Source organism: [Bacteroides] pectinophilus (genome assembly GCA_025146925.1).
Lineage (GTDB): Bacteria > Bacillota > Clostridia > Lachnospirales > Lachnospiraceae > Bacteroides_F > Bacteroides_F pectinophilus.
In genome coordinates this window covers 779,199-794,661 of record CP102260.1, presented here as the reverse complement: position 1 = coordinate 794,661, position 15,463 = coordinate 779,199, and the positions used below count along the sequence as shown (strand labels likewise).

Annotated in this window: 14 protein-coding genes; 1 reads left to right on the top strand and 13 read right to left on the bottom strand. The window is 38.8% G+C overall.

Annotation, left to right across the window (positions count from 1 at the left end):
• Positions 1-43 precede the first annotated feature (43 nt).
• The 9 genes from NQ488_03640 to NQ488_03600 form a co-directional block, all read right to left on the bottom strand.
• Complete coding sequence (locus NQ488_03640) at positions 44-235, bottom strand: hypothetical protein (protein ID UWN97184.1); 192 nt, start codon at positions 233-235, stop codon at positions 44-46.
• 75 nt (positions 236-310) lie between these two features.
• Positions 311-1,177 carry a hypothetical protein gene (locus NQ488_03635; GenBank protein ID UWN96417.1) on the bottom strand — a complete coding sequence of 289 codons (867 nt, stop codon included), beginning with the start codon at positions 1,175-1,177 and terminating at the stop codon, positions 311-313.
• A 103-nt stretch (positions 1,178-1,280) separates the two neighbouring features.
• The gene (locus tag NQ488_03630) at positions 1,281-3,815 is read right to left on the bottom strand and encodes a DEAD/DEAH box helicase family protein (protein UWN96416.1); all 2,535 of its coding nucleotides are present in this window, start codon (positions 3,813-3,815) and stop codon (positions 1,281-1,283) included.
• A 136-nt stretch (positions 3,816-3,951) separates the two neighbouring features.
• The gene (locus tag NQ488_03625) at positions 3,952-4,482 is read right to left on the bottom strand and encodes a type IA DNA topoisomerase (GenBank protein ID UWN96415.1); all 531 of its coding nucleotides are present in this window, start codon (positions 4,480-4,482) and stop codon (positions 3,952-3,954) included.
• Entirely contained in the window at positions 4,479-4,622 is a 144-nt protein-coding gene (locus tag NQ488_03620; GenBank protein UWN96414.1) for a MobA/MobL family protein, read from the bottom strand. Before NQ488_03620 ends, NQ488_03625 begins: the two co-directional genes overlap by 4 nt.
• Positions 4,623-4,942: 320 nt before the next feature.
• Entirely contained in the window at positions 4,943-5,275 is a 333-nt protein-coding gene (locus tag NQ488_03615) for a DUF3847 domain-containing protein (GenBank protein UWN96413.1), read from the bottom strand.
• Positions 5,276-5,450: 175 nt separating this feature from the next.
• Positions 5,451-5,720, bottom strand: a complete 270-nt coding sequence (locus NQ488_03610; GenBank protein UWN96412.1) for a hypothetical protein — start codon at positions 5,718-5,720, stop codon at positions 5,451-5,453.
• Between the two features lie 187 nt (positions 5,721-5,907).
• A complete protein-coding gene (locus tag NQ488_03605) occupies positions 5,908-6,720 on the bottom strand; it encodes an HD domain-containing protein (GenBank protein UWN96411.1) in 813 nt (270 codons plus the stop codon).
• A 36-nt stretch (positions 6,721-6,756) separates the two neighbouring features.
• Positions 6,757-8,508, bottom strand: coding sequence for a GGDEF domain-containing protein (locus tag NQ488_03600; GenBank protein ID UWN96410.1), 1,752 nt, complete (start codon positions 8,506-8,508; stop codon positions 6,757-6,759).
• Between the two features lie 170 nt (positions 8,509-8,678).
• Between NQ488_03600 and NQ488_03595 the strand changes: the two genes are divergently transcribed.
• Positions 8,679-9,191, top strand: a complete 513-nt coding sequence (locus NQ488_03595) for a flavodoxin family protein (GenBank protein ID UWN96409.1) — start codon at positions 8,679-8,681, stop codon at positions 9,189-9,191.
• A 51-nt stretch (positions 9,192-9,242) separates the two neighbouring features.
• On the opposite strand, the gene NQ488_03590 is transcribed toward NQ488_03595, so the two are convergent.
• The 4 genes from NQ488_03590 to NQ488_03575 form a co-directional block, all read right to left on the bottom strand.
• A complete protein-coding gene (locus NQ488_03590) occupies positions 9,243-10,934 on the bottom strand; it encodes an EAL domain-containing protein (protein ID UWN96408.1) in 1,692 nt (563 codons plus the stop codon).
• A 47-nt stretch (positions 10,935-10,981) separates the two neighbouring features.
• Positions 10,982-12,700 carry a methyl-accepting chemotaxis protein gene (locus NQ488_03585; GenBank protein ID UWN96407.1) on the bottom strand — a complete coding sequence of 573 codons (1,719 nt, stop codon included), beginning with the start codon at positions 12,698-12,700 and terminating at the stop codon, positions 10,982-10,984.
• Between the two features lie 390 nt (positions 12,701-13,090).
• Positions 13,091-14,047: an L-lactate dehydrogenase gene (locus NQ488_03580; protein ID UWN96406.1), complete on the bottom strand. Its 957-nt coding sequence runs from the start codon at positions 14,045-14,047 to the stop codon at positions 13,091-13,093.
• Positions 14,048-14,289: 242 nt separating this feature from the next.
• Positions 14,290-15,231 carry a calcium/sodium antiporter gene (locus tag NQ488_03575; protein ID UWN96405.1) on the bottom strand — a complete coding sequence of 314 codons (942 nt, stop codon included), beginning with the start codon at positions 15,229-15,231 and terminating at the stop codon, positions 14,290-14,292.
• Positions 15,232-15,463: the final 232 nt, after the last annotated feature.

Genomic DNA, 15,463 nt, shown 5'->3' with positions numbered 1-15,463 from the left:
CTTCACTTATTGTATCGACAACTCTACATAATATATACACATATTATATCGTCATTTTCACTTCTTTTCCACTCAAAAAAACGCCCCAGCCTAAGCCAGAGCGTTTCCTATCTTCCATATAATACCTTTTGACAGTCCTACGATCCAGGTCGTACAGACGAGCCAGTTCTGAAAAGTTTGGTTTTATATTGCTCAACTTTAGTATCTGAAGCTGAGTGATTAATCCTTTATCCATGGTGAAAATCCTCCCATGGAAATGGTATCAATCACAAGTGGGATTGTACATTTTTATTTTCCACTTTTTTTACATTTAAATAGTAGCATTTACATTCAATTTTCTTGCAAGGCTATTTGGTCTGTCATATCTCTTATATTGTGGTAATAATTCCACCTGCCCAGCAACAGAGCTGTCTCTTTTACCATAGCCTTGATTATAAAATACAGAAGTTTTCAAACCCTGCTTTGTTTCATAACTAACAGTAAAATCTCCATTCTTTACATATTTCTTTTTAATTTTGGGTACTTTTGTCTTGTACTTGAACGCAAAAGTTTTCATCATGCTGTATTTCATTGCCCTGCCAAATTTTCCTATTACATAGGCATTATCAGCAATACAAGCCAGCGTTTCCCTCAACCTGATTCCAAGATTCAGTTCATCCAGATCATAAAGGAAACTTCCCTCTTTCACATAGTTAAGCTCCGGTAAAAGTTCCTCATAATAATCCTGTGCAATCCTGTCAGCTATCTCCATAATCCTCTCTTCAAAAGGCATATTTACATCGGTTGCACCATAAGTCTTTTCAAGCTGTGCAAGCACAGGAGCCTTATGTTCCTCCTTAAGTTCCCACAGATATGGATCACGCCCGATTCTTCTTGCCTTATGCACATCAGATACATCAAAGACGTATTTTAATCTCGGACGTTCGCTGTCCGTATCAATCAGGGCAATTCCTTTCGCTCCACGGTTGACCCAGCAATTCATCTTTTCATTCCACGTTTCAAGCAAAGCACAGGCTGTTGCATCAGGTCTTTGGGCGTATATTAACATCTGCTCGTTAAAGGGATATTTATACAACCTTGCAGCCGTGGTCAGATACTTCATCCACTCGTCACGGTTTTTGACTACTTCTGTAGCAGTCTCTTGTGCTAGAGCAGATATAAAATCATATTTTCTCACGCGAAAAACACCTTTCTTTTATTTATATCTTTATAAGCATAAAAATACCTGCAATCCATCTCTGAATTACAGGTATTAAATAATAATTTTGTATGTAACAATATTATTTTGTTCTATGATAGTATTCTTCTGAATATAACTCCCTTATATCTTTCAAATTTAAGTGATGTAAATCAATTAAATTTTGAAGTTTTTCATTTGAAATATCATATAAGTTATATGGTTTTAATTCTTTAATAAACCTTTTTATAGACTCCTTAAAATTTTTCAGCTTTCCTCTCCTAATGATTCTAACTTCATGCGTAAAATCACCATAATACGACAAATCTTTTGTTGGAATCAATAAATATCTATTTACTAATACATTATCACCATATTCTGTCTCAAACCATGCACAATGATTATTCATTTGTCCAGCTTCATGTTTACTTATTTCTTGCCTAGTTTCCTCTACTTCACTTTTACATTCAAAAAAAGCATATTCATCGTTAGTTCCACACCATAAATTATCTGGTCCTTTACGAATTTCTGTATCTGGACGCTGACTCACAAATCCCAGTAAATCACCAATTTGCTTGAGCGCAGATTCAAATTTATCGGCTTCAATTCCGAATGATAAATTATCCAATATTTCATTAACTGCCAGCATTAATTCATTATAGCTCTTATACCGTTTCAAATATTGAGAAATCCTATTAATTCTATTCTCATTAATAAATGATACCTTGGTATATTCAACTCCTGTTTTAGGTTTCAATAATTGAGGATTTGATTGAAACGCTGCTTTTTGAATTTTAATAGATTCCTCCTTCCTAATCGGATAATAATAACGAGCAAGTTGCTGCAAATACCATCCTTTTTCTAATGGATCCACTACATATTTACCAATAAATTTTTGCATTGCAGAAGAAGCCTTTTCATACTCTTCTACACTATACATTTTCTCTATAATAGACTCTTCTAATAATTGATCATATATACTAGACTCATTTTCTTCTTCTTCAATCGATTGCATTTCGTCATTATAATACTCTTTCCATCCTTCATCTCTAGACAACATCTGTTTTATCAATGAAATAATTGGCTTCATAGTAGATTCGGTTTGATTCGAATCTTCACTCGCCATTTTAACAATCTCAAGTCCAATATCTATTTGTTTTTGCGTCTGCAATGAGAAATATTTTTTTGTTGTAACACTTCTCATAAATTTTACAAGATCTGAACCAATTATTAAAATAGCACAATAGTCCTTTTCTCCTCTAACCCCTCTGCCCAAACCTTGCTCAATTTTTTGCGCTATTTTTTTGTTAATTATTTCACTATTTGGCCGACACTTCTTTTCATATTTATCAGATAAACTATTAAAATATGGCATAGAATCCATTATCAATACTCTGCAACTTTCATCTGGCAAATCTATTCCATCATATCTATTATTAATAACAACAAGCCTTTTAAATTCTCTCTTTTTGAGGGATTCTATTACATCAAAGATATTATTTTTATCCGCACAAATAGCTCCCAAATTACTATACTGTTTCGCTTTTCTAGTGTTAGGAACCAGTGATACCATACCGAATTTTTTATTTTCCATTCTTGCAAAATCCGTTACCACCAAATCTCTATCACAATTCTCATCTATCAATGATGGGATTATTACCATTTTCTCTCCAGACCATTTTTGTTTCTTGAACATCAATGGACATTTTACAGCACTTGTACTAAATGAAAGCCCTTTAACAAAAAAAGCATCATCCTGTGTTGTTGCAGACATCAAAACCCTATGTTTTGCCTTTGAAAATGACCCGAATACATCAACGCTAGCGTTGTAAGGAACTATTTCAATTTCATTTCCGGAAATATAGCAACTGTAATCTTTAATTCTATCTCTCATTAAAGGCCATACAAACTGTATTGATGGTATATCATTTACTTCTGACAGTATTTTTAGCATCTCTGTTTTTTTATCATACCAACTCCAATACGGAATAGGCATAAATGTATCATAATCACCATTTTTTATATCTAAAAAGCTTCCCTCTCCTTGGTCTACCAATTCATCTGAAAATAATGATACTATTTTTTGATAGACATAGTCCGAATCACTTTTTTTTATACTGATAGTCTGAGAATCTTTTATTACATCAATACATGCATGTGAATCATCTAATATTACTGTGTCAACATCAATAAAATTATTACCTATTCCAAAAATTGATTTACCATTAAAAACCTTATATGCATGAGTTATAAGAATTTTTTCACCACATACAAATTCATCTGGGATTTGATTATCGTTCCCTATCTCACAATATGGTATACCAAATTTTTCTGCTTCTGCACATACCTGAGCAGTTAAGTATACATTTGGACAAATATATAAACATGGTCCTTTTTTAGAATTAATCATAGATTGTAATAATAACAAACCTATTAATGTTTTACCCTCTCCTGTATGCAATTTTATAACTAAATCTCTATCATCACGATGGTTTGTATACCATTGACTTAAAATATACTCTTGAGCGGGGCGTAACGGACCGGCAACACTTTTTCTATCTAATGTAGAATATAATTCACAAGGCTCTGTTTTTCTTTCTATTTTGGCAGAATTAAGTTTTTTCTTGAAATCAATCATTTTTGCCATCTCCCTTCATATTTTTATGAAGAATATAATATATTCTTCTTACATATTATACCATAATTCCACCAAAATTGAATTGTATGTTCTTCTCTATTTTTCTGAAAATATTAAAGCAAATATAATTCTCATTTTACTTTTTCAGAAATTCCAGCTTGACCTTATACTGTGAGCCTTTGATTTCCTTTCCATCTTTGGTATAGGAATAATCCTCAATTTCTTCCGGGTTAAGGTAGGCATCATAGCTTCCTTTCTTTACCTTTAATCCTTTGACGAAAGTCTTTTTCCCCTCCAGCATACTCTTGATCTGCGTATCGGAAAGGACTGTTCCCATAGCTTTTCCAACATTCATACCACATTTATTTTTGCAGTAAGCTCCATATTTTCCTTTTACTACATCCCCGCCACATTTCGGGCATTTTCCAAGGGCTTCCTGTCCGTTCTGGTTCCCTCCAAACATGAATTTCTGTTCGTCACTAATGCTGTGATAGGTCTGCACAAGGTCTGTTACCATATCCGCAATGCCATCCATAAACTCTTCCTTGGAATACTCTCCCTTTGCCACAAGGGTAAGGGCATTTTCCCAATCAGCGGTGAGTTTCGGAGACTTTACCACATCAGGAAGCACCGTAATCAGCTTTATTCCGTCCTCTGTCAGTATCATCTGCTTTTTCTGTTATAGGTCATGCCATAATAATCACTGTAAAGCGATGTCCTGCTGATATAGGCTGACTGCTCAACCGCAGACTGTCCTTTGCTCCGCTGGACTATGGATGCCCTGCTGCTAATCGTTCCGTTCTTCACTGTCCTATCCTTTCCCACAACGTAGCGGGTTGCACCGGTAGTCTTTGTGGGCAGATGAAAGCACGTCTTTTTGTGATTTCATCTGAACGCAAAGTTCACTAGGGTAGGCGGTTCTTTTTACCGCCGAAGGGAGTGTAGCTCCCTTATAACAAAAGGCTTGCCTTTAGTTCAACAAGGTGCCTGCACCCTGTTATCGGATACGAAGTAGCCGACTGCCCTCTGCAAGAGCCTTTGGAGAACGCACAGCACCGCCCCAAAGGGTGGTGTATCTGTGCGCCCTCAACAAAGTTGAGGAAATTGTCTACAACGCTGCACATTCCCTATTCTTCTTCGTTTTCGCCCTCGTCTGCTTCCTCATTTATCGCCGTATCCGGCATTTTCTCCTCCGTCCTTGCATGCTCTCGTTCAATCTGCTCCATGCAGTTCTTGACCTCTCTTGTGGCAAATGCCACCTGCATAATCCGTCTGGTCTGTTCTTCGCTGTATCTCCTCGGCTCATTAAGGAATGTTTCAAAGTTTGCACCCACCACAATCTTTTTGTGGTTATCTGCTTTCCTCTGCTCCATCTTTGCCTTTTTCATCAGAATATCCAGCTTGTTCTTTTCCTGTTCCATGCGTTTCCGCTGTGCTTCGATTTTATTTTCTAAATTCATCTTTCATTACCTCTGCCTTTTTATATTTTTTGTCGGTAAAACAGAAAAGCGGTGCTTCCGTTTTATTGGATAACACCGCCTAAATGACTGCCCGTATTCGTTTTGATTTCTGCAATGTACTCCTGTCTCCTTTCATAATATTCTATATTCATATCTGAGTAACGCTCATATATTACTATTCTTCAGTATTGTCCACAATCATCATATTTTCTTTCACAACAATCATTTCGTCCCTATATCTTCTTCCCCTTATGGTTAATCCACAATATAGCTTTCCTGCATTTTCACTCCAAGAAGAATATATCAAGCCTAAAGCTCGCAACTGACTTAATATTACTTTTATCTGTTGTGAATCATTAAAATACACCATGCAGCCTATTATTGAAGCATATTTTGATTTTATGGCATCACTAATCGCCGATCCAGTTAAAGAAACATCCATCATTTGTATTGCAATCACCTTGAATATTTCTGGAAGTTTTTTTCTATGCTACCACTCCTTCTATAACCACCTGCAGGTGTATAATGATAATCTATTTTTCAGTTTTATTTGTTTTATGAACCTGTTCAATACTATTCATAATAGGCAAATGCATTTCTCATGAATTTCCTATATTTTCTCGCTTTTAATGTTAGATTCCACCAAAACATTCCCTAATCTTCTTGAAAATATCAGAATCAACAAAACCTTTCTGCGCCATGTCATCGAGCATCTCACACGTTTTTTCGTGCGATAAACTTTTCTTATATGGTCTGTCCTCGGTTAATGCCTGATAAATATCAATACATGCCATAATACGTTCCGGCTCATTTAACTCAGCTGCGGTTTTTCCAAAAGGATACCCTTTTCCATTTAATTTTTCATGATGGAAAGCTGCCCAGTCTCGTATTTCTTCAAAATCATTAATCTCTGATAATATAAGGTATGTATAGCCAGCATGATTCTTCATTTTTGAAAATTCATCATCCGTAAGCTTATCCGGTTTTTCCAAAATTTCATTGCCTACTGCCATCTTCCCAATATCATGCAGTGCACCAGCCAGATAATTTTTTTGCACATTAATAGAATCATATCCGATATATTGAGCAAAAAAAGCTGCTTTTTCAGCCGCTTCTATAGAATGTCTGCTTATAAAAGAAGATTTATAATCTACAATCTTTGCCAAAAAATCTGCGACATTTTTACACGTTTTCCAATCAAAAACCTGTTTTTGTCTTGGGATAATCTCCCATAGCTTCATTTCAAAAGAATTATCACTTAAACATATAAAAGATTCAGAATGTGTGAATGCATGAAAAAAGGCATTCACACATTCTGAATCGAATAATCCATCCCTATTTTTTAAAAGGTACTGACATATAAAATTCCAACTGTTATTTCCAGATCCCGTGTTATTTCCTATAATATCAATGGTATCTGCAAGATGAATAATCCTTGCAAACAATGGATTTTCATTCCACCTTTTTTGAAATTTTCTGGCCTATGCATCCGTCTGCTGTTCCTCCAGCTCCTCATAAAACCGGTAACTGTTCTTACCATTCTGTTTGACATAATACAACGCCTTATCCGCTTTTATATAATATTCTTCAAAGTTTCCTCCCTGTCTGCACATGCACAGACCGCAGGACAGGGATGCCGGTGAAGTCTCTGCCGTGACATTTTTTGCCGCACCAAAGCTATCAAACAGCTTTCTTATCTGCATGCTCATCTCTGCTTCTGATGCCTCCGGCAGATAGAACAGGAATTCATCTCCTCCCAGCCGGCAGACCACTGCGTTCTCCATGCACTCTGTGAGCATTGCTCCTACCAGCCTGAGAGCACAATCCCCCGCCTTATGTCCATAAACATCGTTGATCTTCTTCAGATTATCCATATCGACAAATCCAAGACAGCCATCATGCTTCTGCATTTTCTCAAGGATCAGCTTTTCACCCTTATGACGCATAGGAAGACCAGTCAGATAATCCATGCTTTCCATTTCCTCTCTCTGCCTAGCCAGCTCCAGCTCGCGGATGCGGTCCATTGTATGGATCAGCGTAGCGACAAGCAGGACCACCAGTCCGGTTGCGATAAAGATCCCTGACAGTGACACCACTCGATACACCGCTGTCACCTCCAGCATGACTGCAATCATGGCAACTACCAGTCCGATCAGCGGAAGCTTGTAATGTTTCGCCGTTCCCTTGATGATATCCAGGCAAATGGTGATAAATATTGTCAGGAACGTTCCTGCGATCACTAGGTGGGACAAGAACATTGTCGAGATAAAATCTGCGATATTCAGTAGCTGTAAGGCCGTGCATATCACAAAATTCACACAGGTGATACACTCTGCCACATGATAGACCTTCCGGTACCTTCCCTGCTGCACACTGTCAATATAGAACATGATCGGAACCGGGCAGAGCATCACAACGAAGAAGCACATATTCGACAGAATAGAAGCATTGGAAACAAACAGCTGGCGCAGCTTCGATTCTCCCAGCATCCACACTGCTCCCATGAGCATGCACCATCCCAGGTACTCCAGATCAAATCTCGTCTTATATATAATATCAAGCACCAGACTAAGTATCAGCACAACCAATCCGGCAAACAGCATGGCGCAGGCGATCAGAGTTACCATAAAATAGCAGTGGAACATATATGCCCAGATATCTGATTTATCCCCGCAATATACCTTGTTGACAACACCTGAATACTTTTTCGTAAAGCATTGCAGCTCTATCCGCACTTCCTGTCCCGCATCCTCGCCGGATGTCTCGCAGAACACATACCTACTGGCAGAATTTTTCCCAAAAGGTCTGGTATTCTCCGTATCATACACCGCCCTCAGTTCCCCACCGATGTAAATGCGCACATTCTCCAGAGAGGACCTAATGGCGATCGTATTTTCATGATAATCCTGTGGGAGCACTGACCGGATGACAAGAGACTCTCCGGCAGGCACATTATACCGACCCGGAATCCGAAGCTCTTCTTCCGTTCCGTCTGCCAGCACCCGGTAAAAGGTTCCGGTATAAGTAATGCTTTCCTCCGTGACCGGTTCCCTTTCACTTGGGTAAATATATTGTCCCAAAATGAATGCCGCAAGCAGCACACATATCACCACATAAAATAAAATTCTCTTATACTTTTGAATCGTATATTTCGCTTCTGTCAACTTTTCTACCTCATTAAATGATACCGGGGCTGCCCCCGCTTTTATTTCCTTATCGGTGGTTCTGTCCATGATCTTTCATCCACTTATCAACAAGTTTATCACAAGTAGCAGGAAAAGCAACTATCCATTTCGCTCTGTAAAATGTTTATGGAAAATTCATTCGACAAATCATGCTTTCCGAACTAAAATAGGATTACGATATGATAATTTCATGATCCTATGAAAGGAGACAACATGATATGAAGAATAAAAAATATTCCATCGTTTATAGCAGCTTAACAGGTAATACCAAGGTGCTGGCTGATGCAATCCACGAGGCATTACCTCAGGATGAATGTGAGTATTTCGGTGTGTCCGACACAGTGATCCCTTCTTCCGAACTGCTCTATATCGGATTTTGGACAGACAAGGGTAATGCAGATACCAAGACATTACAGCTATTATCGCAGTTAAAGAATAAACAGATTTTTCTGTTTGGAACTGCAGGCTTTGGTGGCAGTGATATCTATTTCCGGAAAATCCTGAGTCAGGTTAAGCAGTTCATTGACGCAAGCAATGTTATCGTCGGAGAGTATATGTGTCAAGGCAGAATGCCGCAGTCTGTCCGTGAACGCTACTTGAAAATGAAGGAAGCTCCTGATCATCCGGCAAATCTTGATGTATTGATCCAGAATTTTGACTGTGCATTGTCTCACCCTGATGCAGATGACCTGGAGAGACTCAGACAAGCCGTTAGGAACTCATCCTTCTGATAAGGCCATAAAATAAGGCAGCCCCACATAGCTGAGTCTGCCTTACTATCTTTATTTAACGTTGATGCCACTGGCATATTGCTGTAGAAACTGTTTCTTTCCACATGGTCTTCCAAAATAATATCCCTGCAGATAATCAACCTTCATTTCTTTCATTTTCAGAAACCATTCTTTTTCCTCGATGCCTTCTGCGCATATCCTGACGCTAATACTATGTACCATGGAGATGATATTTTTATATAATTCATAATCCCTGTCACTGTTCATCGCCTTGGCAGTAAAATCCCTATCCATTTTCACGTAACTTGGATTCATATCACGGATACAATGAAGATTCGAATATCCTGTTCCAAAATCATCGATTACAAAGGGAATCCCGTTCTTGTCCAGAGTTTTACGGAATTTACAGAACGAAGGTGTCATATCCATAAATCCGCTTTCTGTCATTTCAACACATAAGCATTCCGGCTGTAATGAATATTTTTGAATTGCATCCAGAATATCCCGCTCCACATCGCCTTGCAGGATCTGAACATAGGATACATTTACATTCATCCGGAAGTCAGGAATATATTTCTGCATTTCACAGCACATTGCTGCAGCTTCGTTCAAAATATATCTTCCAGCGGGAATGATCAATCCGGTCTCTTCCAATAATGGGATAAACTCCATCGGTGAAACAAACTCCCGCCCTTCTTCCGTTATCATAGAAAAACGCATCAGTGCCTCTGCTCCAATGAGCTGTTCGGACTGACAGTCCACGATCGGCTGGTAGTATACTTCAAAGCCATCATAATGGTTCACTATAGCATTACGAAGTGTTGCTATGATTCTTCCTTGTCGTAAAAAGTCCTCATAGTCATCCTGGTCAAAAATATAGAATCCATTTTTACCCATGCTTTTTGCCTGTTTCAAGGCAAATTCAAACTTTTTGCGGCATTCTTCGGCTCCCTCACAAAATGTTGCTGCATCTATAACACCAATAGAAATAGAAAATATCGCTTCATAATTTTCGGCTACTATGAAATTACGAAGTTTATCTGTAATCTTTTCTTTCAGTGCCACAGCGTCTTCTGCGGAGGAAGCTTCCAGATCCACGATCACATACTGATCCGCTACCAGATGGTAAATTCTCTGCTTGTCTGAAAGGCATTCCTTCATACAGCCGGCTACGCTTTTCAGGATATAATTACCATAATCAGCTCCCCTGGAGCTATTGATCGCTCCAAAATCATCAATTCCTATATGCATAAAAAATCCCTTGGTAATGGGTTCTTTTTGTGCACGCAGGTAAGCAAGGAATTCCGAACCGCCAAGCAGTCCTGTGACATTATCGGCTCTTCTCTTGTTGCCGGTTTCATTCAGACACCCGATCAGATACTCTGCCTTTCCCTGCTGATCAATGATCACGATACCACGGCAGTTAATCCAGACCGGCATACCTTCTTTATCAAGCCACCTGTAATGAAGATTATGTACATTTTCTCTTCCTTCACATATATCCGCAAGATGCTTTGCAAGCATCCTGCGGTCTTCCTCATATACTACCTTCATAACTTCATTTGCAGCATCTGTCAGAACATTTTTCGATATATTAAACCGTTCCACAGCTGACTGTGAAATCTCAAAGATATTATTCTGCAGATCAAATATATACAGATAATCATCCATACACTCTTTAATGATCTCAAATAAGATTTCTCCTGTCTGCTCTCCAAACACTCTAAATATATCATTAATCACAACAAGAACCTTCCTTCCGACAATTTCACTCTATTCCTGCCATTTTTCTAGAATAGCTTAAAGATATTCACGCGGTCACGCATCTTGGCTGCTCCCTCTGCCAGATTAATACTGATTGCAGTATTCTCTTCTGAGGATGCTGCATTGCCCTGTACCACACCGGACAGCTGTTCAATTCCCTGACCGATCTGTTCCAAGGACTCTGCCTGGGAGTTTGCTTTCTCCATGGTGTTCTGTGCAATCTCTGCAAAGGACTCCATATCTGCAATGATCTGATTGAATGCATCTGCTGTTGTTCTTGTAATCGTATTGCCCTTTTCGATTTCCACTAAGGTCTTATCAATCAAATCTCTTGTATTTACAGCAGATTTTGCACTGTCTGCTGCCAGCTTGCCAATCTGATCTGCCACTACTGCAAAGCCTCTTCCTGCTTCTCCTGCTCTGGCAGCTTCAATGGAAGCATTCAGGGATAACAGGTTGGTCTGGGATGCAATATCCTCGATATCTGTGATAATATTACCGATCTCCTTGGAGATTTCTGTAATGTGCTCCATTTCCGTGAGCAGCTCATTCATTTTTTCTTTTTCTTCGTTCGCTTTATTTGCAGAGGCTTTTACACGTGCAGATGCGTCCTGTGTTTCCTTCGCTGTATCTGACGCCAGATCCACGACCGTATCAATGGTGGCATTCAATTCCTCGATGACTCCTGCCTGCTCTGTTGCACCGTCCGCCAGGGATTTTGATGCATTTTCCACCTCTGATGAATTTGATGATACCTGTTCTGCCAGATTGCTGATCTCGGTCAGGGTACTGTTAAACCGTTTCAGAATATACAGCAGTGATACCTTCAATTCCGAGAAATCGCCTAGGAAATCTGTAATATCATCACCATTTCTGGTCAGGTCACCCTGCGCTATTGCCTTTACCTCCACAGAGATCTCGCGGACATAATCTGCCAGAATACCCATGGCTTCTTTCAGATTCCTGATGCTATCGCCAAGCTCATCATCAGACTCATAGGTAAGCATTTCTACATTAGACAGTTCGCCCCTACGCAGGCTGGCAACTGCTGCCTCTATCTGTTCTACCGGCTCGGTAATGGAATCAGTAATGATCTTTCCGATCAGTGTCGTCACTACAGCAATCGCAAGACCCGCTGCCACGATCACAATTAATATGATTACAGTGCATACATTAGCCATGGTCTTTGCCCGGTCTAATTCTACCTGGAACTCGTCACGTAATGTAGTTAATTTTTCAGTAAAAGCTTTATATTCTTGATACACCTCTCCGGTCATAATTTTCGATGCTTCCTGCTGTTTACCTTCACGGCTCAACTTCAGGATTTCATCCGAAGCACCCCTGTATTTTTCCCATGCAGCGTTTGCTACATCATAATCATCCCGTCCTTTTTGAGCTTTGCTGTTTGCAGACATGATTGCTTCCAGCTTCGCATCGGTATCCTGGATCTGACTCTCCAGCTTCTGGATTTCTTCTTCGCAGGAGTTCATGGTTGCTGCATCTGATGATACCAGATGCTGATACTGTTTGATTCTGTATCTCGCAGTCATTGTCTCTAAATCCTGCAGATATTCCAATGACGGAGACCAGACCTCCGTGATCTTCTCTATATTTGAACGGATCACTAATGTCGAGATCAGTGCCACCAACACTAAAAATAATGTCATAACAAGCACTGTCATTCGATATACTTTTAATTTTCCTGCAACCTTTAAGTTAGCTATGCGCTTTTTGATCTTTTCCATGGTAGTTTTCCTTTCTTTTGAAAATTCACATTTATTTATCCATAAGCGTCTATAATATAGCATACTTTATTGGAAAAATCTACTAAAAAGAATTAAATTATTTTCTACTAAATATTAGTGGTTCTATTGCTGGAAACTGGTGAAAATTAATCTAAATTCTGTCTCCTGGATGAACACTTTTCACAATGCTGATTTTCTCCAACAGAAGTATATATATGAGTCTGCTTACAGGAAGACCGTGCCAATGTTCTTATTATAGACGATTCCATGTTTGAACGTAACCGTTCTAAAAAGGTAGAGCTTAATGCTAATGTTACTGCCAGAGCAGAAATATTTTCCGGAAATAGACTAATAGCCGATTGTGCTGCTCCATTGTAATCATCAGAAAATTTATAATTCAATACCTTCTACGATTTTCTTTAGAGTATCTGCAGATTCCTTAAGTTTTAACGCTTCCTCGCCACTTAAATTAATAGGTATATCAGACTCAATACCATCTGCACCTACGATAGCTGGCATACTTAACGATACTCCGTCAATATCATATACGCCATGAATCATGTGTGATACAGGCAGAATGGACTTCTCATCTCGCATAATCACCTCACAGATTCTTTTTACAGACATTGCAATTCCATAATATGTGGCATGCTTTTTGTTTATGATTTCATAAGCACTATTCTTAACCTCTGCTGCTATTTCTTCCGTGTTTTTCTTATGCTTATAATGTCCACGCATTTCACATATTTCACTCAACGGAACACCCGATACATTTGCAGATGACCATGCAACAACTTCACTGTCACCATGTTCTCCCACTATAAATGCATGAACGCTTCTGCTGTCCACAGACAGATGCTCACCGAGCCTGTATCTTAATCTTGCACTGTCAAGGACTGTCCCCGAACCGATAACTCTGTTTTCAGGAAGTCCCGATAACTTTATAGCTACCTGGGTAAGAATATCCACAGGATTAGCAACCACCAGCATAATACCCGCAAAATTTCTCTTGGCAATCTCAGGAATAATTGACTTAAATATCGCTACATTTTTATTTACAAGGTCAAGTCTTGTCTCACCGGGCTTTTGTCCTGCCCCGGCAGATATTATAACAATTGCAGCATCAGCCGCATCATCATAATCCCCTGCATATATTTTCATTGGGCTGGCAAACGGCACTCCATGACTAATATCCATCGCTTCACCCTCTGCCTTATTTTTATCCGCATCAATAAGAACAATCTCTGTAAATAATCCGCTTTGCATTAAAGCAAATACTGATGCAGAACCAACAAAACCACATCCTACCATTACCGCTTTTTTTGAATTAATTATTTGTTTCGTCATAATACTCTTAATACACCTTTCTTATAAACGTCTCCATATTCATCTGATGTATCCAATATAATATGTAATTTTAAAAAAATCAATACCTTAAAATTAATTATTTTATATAAAATTCATATGATGATTTTGGTATACTTACTTTTCACTCTTACTTTTCCCATTTCACAATTAAATAAAAGAGGCATTTGTACATTAATACAAATACCTCCTGATGACATTAGCATATACATAATTGAAAAAAACTATCTGACGCAGATATATACAAGGTATACCGCATACATTATAAGCATGGCAATACCTTCCTTTTTATCAAGTTTCTGTTTTGTCCATGCAAAGCCCCAGACAACAAGGCTCAGAACCATAAGGATTATTATATCGATTACATTTTCCATAATAAATCCCATTGGGCTCATTGCTGCAGCAATTCCAAGTACAAAAAGAATATTAAATATATTAGAGCCTATAACATTACCGAGTGCCATATCAAGTTCATTCTTCTTAGCGGCAACAACAGATGTTACAAGTTCCGGAAGGCTTGTCCCACATGCAACTATAGTAAGTCCTATCAGATTCTGGCTGAGACCCATCTTAGCTGCAATTGTTGATGCACCATTAACGACAAAATCCCCGCCAAACTTAATTGCAATTATTCCTCCTATTATAAATACAATACATTTCCAGACAGGAAGCACCTCATATTCCTCATCTGAAGCCTCTGCTCTAGCCCTGAGTGCTGAGCGTACCATCCAGATTATAAATCCGGCAAAAAGCACAAGAAGTACAATTCCATCCGCTCTTCCAAGCACCATTCCGATGTAACCAAGCACAAGCAGCAGCATTGCACATATTATAGAAAATGGAAACTCTTTCTTAAGCGTACCCTTGTCCACTGCAAGAGGGTTAAACAGCGCACAAACCCCACAGACAACCATAAGGTTGAATATATTAGATCCAACAGCATTGCTGACTGCCAGCGCATTATTATTGGTAAGTGACGCCGTAATACTTACAGCGCACTCCGGGAGACTTGTTCCCATTGCAACTATTGTAAGTCCTATTATAATAGAAGGAACTTTTAACATCTTAGCTACGGAAGAACTGCCCTCCACAAAGAAATCAGCACCTTTAATCAGTAAAACAAATCCAACCACAAGTAACCCGACTGATATTAACACATCTGCCATATAATTCTCTCTCCTTTTGCATGATTAATATATAGTTAAAAAAATAGACCCATGCATATTCCACACAGATGCATTTATGCATCCTGCGAAATATACATGAGTCTCATTCTTTAAGATTTGCCAGGTTATATATCATACAAAGTATTCTACACAACCGGGTCTGTTGACAAATCACGTTCTCACGCGAACTACTCCCTCACGGAAATTCCTAACACAATGGCTTGCGCCACAT

What these genes read in the sequence shown, in the direction of transcription:
- NQ488_03640 (UWN97184.1), bottom strand. Translation starts at nt 235, where the DNA reads ATGGATAAAGGATTAATCACTCAGCTTCAGATACTAAAGTTGAGCAAT.
- NQ488_03630 (UWN96416.1), bottom strand. Translation starts at nt 3,815, where the DNA reads ATGATTGATTTCAAGAAAAAACTTAATTCTGCCAAAATAGAAAGAAAA.
- NQ488_03625 (UWN96415.1), bottom strand. Translation starts at nt 4,482, where the DNA reads ATGATACTGACAGAGGACGGAATAAAGCTGATTACGGTGCTTCCTGAT.
- NQ488_03615 (UWN96413.1), bottom strand. Translation starts at nt 5,275, where the DNA reads ATGAATTTAGAAAATAAAATCGAAGCACAGCGGAAACGCATGGAACAG.
- NQ488_03610 (UWN96412.1), bottom strand. Translation starts at nt 5,720, where the DNA reads ATGATGGATGTTTCTTTAACTGGATCGGCGATTAGTGATGCCATAAAA.
- NQ488_03600 (UWN96410.1), bottom strand. Translation starts at nt 8,508, where the DNA reads ATGGACAGAACCACCGATAAGGAAATAAAAGCGGGGGCAGCCCCGGTA.
- NQ488_03595 (UWN96409.1), top strand. Translation starts at nt 8,679, where the DNA reads ATGAAGAATAAAAAATATTCCATCGTTTATAGCAGCTTAACAGGTAAT.
- NQ488_03585 (UWN96407.1), bottom strand. Translation starts at nt 12,700, where the DNA reads ATGGAAAAGATCAAAAAGCGCATAGCTAACTTAAAGGTTGCAGGAAAA.
- NQ488_03580 (UWN96406.1), bottom strand. Translation starts at nt 14,047, where the DNA reads ATGACGAAACAAATAATTAATTCAAAAAAAGCGGTAATGGTAGGATGT.
- NQ488_03575 (UWN96405.1), bottom strand. Translation starts at nt 15,231, where the DNA reads ATGGCAGATGTGTTAATATCAGTCGGGTTACTTGTGGTTGGATTTGTT.